This is a genomic window from Rhodococcus sp. ENV425 (assembly GCF_002887785.1).
Classification (GTDB): domain Bacteria; phylum Actinomycetota; class Actinomycetes; order Mycobacteriales; family Mycobacteriaceae; genus Rhodococcus; species Rhodococcus aetherivorans.
On sequence record NZ_PCZU01000265.1, the window covers coordinates 6312 to 7972 of the forward strand.

At 73.8% G+C, this 1661-nt stretch carries 2 protein-coding genes; both read left to right on the forward strand.

Going from position 1 to position 1661, the window contains the following annotated elements; genetic code table 11:
• Positions 1-396 (forward strand): PD-(D/E)XK nuclease family protein (locus tag CQZ88_RS31710; RefSeq protein ID WP_258008751.1); only part of this gene is annotated, 396 nt, incomplete at its 5' end.
• Between the two features lie 14 nt (positions 397-410).
• Positions 411-1661, forward strand: a 1251-nt coding sequence (locus CQZ88_RS31715) for an ATP-dependent helicase (protein WP_258008752.1), incomplete at its 3' end; no start/stop codon positions are given.

Consider the following 1661-nt stretch of genomic DNA (forward strand, 5'->3'; position numbering starts at 1 on the left):
GACCGGCTCGAGCGCGACCCCGACGGGCGGCCCGTGATCATCGACGTCAAGACCGCGCGCCATCCGGTCACCAAGGAGGCGGCGCAGCAGCACGCGCAGCTGGCCGCCTACCAGGTCGCCGCCGCGGCGGGCGCGATCGACGGGCAGCCCGCCGGCGAACCCGGCGGGGCACGGTTGGTGTTCGTCGCCAAACCGCACAACAAGGAGGGCGCCACCCAGCGGGTACAGCCCCCGCTGGACGCCGAGGCGCTCGACCGTTGGCGCGACGTGATTTACGAAGCAGCCGCGGCCACCCGCGGGCCGCAGTTCCTGGCCCGGGTCAACGACGGGTGCCGGCACTGCCCGGTCCTGTCGAGCTGCCCGGCGCACGACGAGGGCAGGCAGGTGACGGGATAGTGGCACCACCGACGGTGAGTGCGGTCGAGCTGGCCGCCGCGCTCGGGCAGTTCCCGCCGACCGGCGAGCAGGCCGCGGTGATCGAGGCGCCGCTGCAGCCCACGCTCGTCGTCGCCGGCGCCGGCGCCGGCAAGACCGAGACGATGGCGGCGCGCGTGGTCTGGCTCGTCGCGAACGGCTTCGTCGACCCGGAACAGGTGCTGGGCCTGACGTTCACCCGCAAGGCCGCCCAGCAGCTCACCACCCGGATCCGCCGGCGGCTGGCGAAGCTCGCCGGATCGGCGCTGGTGCGCGACCTCGACCCGACCGGCGGGCTGCGCGCCCGCATCCTCGCCGGCGAGCCGGAGGTGGGCACCTATCACGCGTACGCCGGGCGCCTGCTCGGTGAGCACGGGCTGCTGCTGCCCATCGAACCGTCGGCGACCCTGCTGTCCGAGACCGAGCTGTGGCAGCTCGCGTACCGCGTGGTCAGCGCCTGGGACGGCGACCTCGACACCGACCGCAATCCCGCGTCGGTCACCGAGTGCGTGCTGGCCCTGTCGGGGCAGCTCGCCGAGCACCTCGTCGAGCCGGAGGACCTGCGCGTCGCGCACACCGAGCTGGACAAGCTCGTGCACACGCTGCCCGCCGGCCCGAATCAGCGTGGGGGACCGTCGAAGACCCTGCTGAACATCCTCGACGCGCAGCAGGCCCGGATCGAGTTGCTGCCCCTGGTCGAGCGCTTGGCGCAGACGCTGCGCCGCGAGGGCGCGCTGGATTTCGGCAGCCAGATGTCGCTCGCCGCCCGGATGGCCCGCGACCACCCGGAGGTCGGCCGCGCCGAGCGGGCCCGCTTCCGGGTGGTGCTGCTCGACGAGTACCAGGACACCGGCCACGCGCAGCGTGTCCTCCTGTCGTCGCTGTTCGGCGGTCCCCTGTCCGGCGGCGCCTCGGAGCGGATGCCCGCGGTGACCGCGGGGGGGGATCCGATGCAGTCGATCTACGGATGGCGTGGCGCGTCCGCGGCAAACCTGCCCCGGTTCTCGACGGACTTCCCGCTGCCGGACGGCAGCCCCGCGCCCCGGCTCGAGTTGCTCACCAGCTGGCGCAACCCCCCAGAGGCGCTGGAGCTGGCAAATCTGGCATCGGAACCGTTGCGGCACAAGGGTGTCCAGGTCAGCACGCTGCGGGCGAAGCCGGAGCCGACCCCCGGCGACGTCCGGCTCGCCCTGCATCCGGACGTGGAGGCCGAACGGGAATGGGTGGCCGGGCGGATCGCCGCCGAG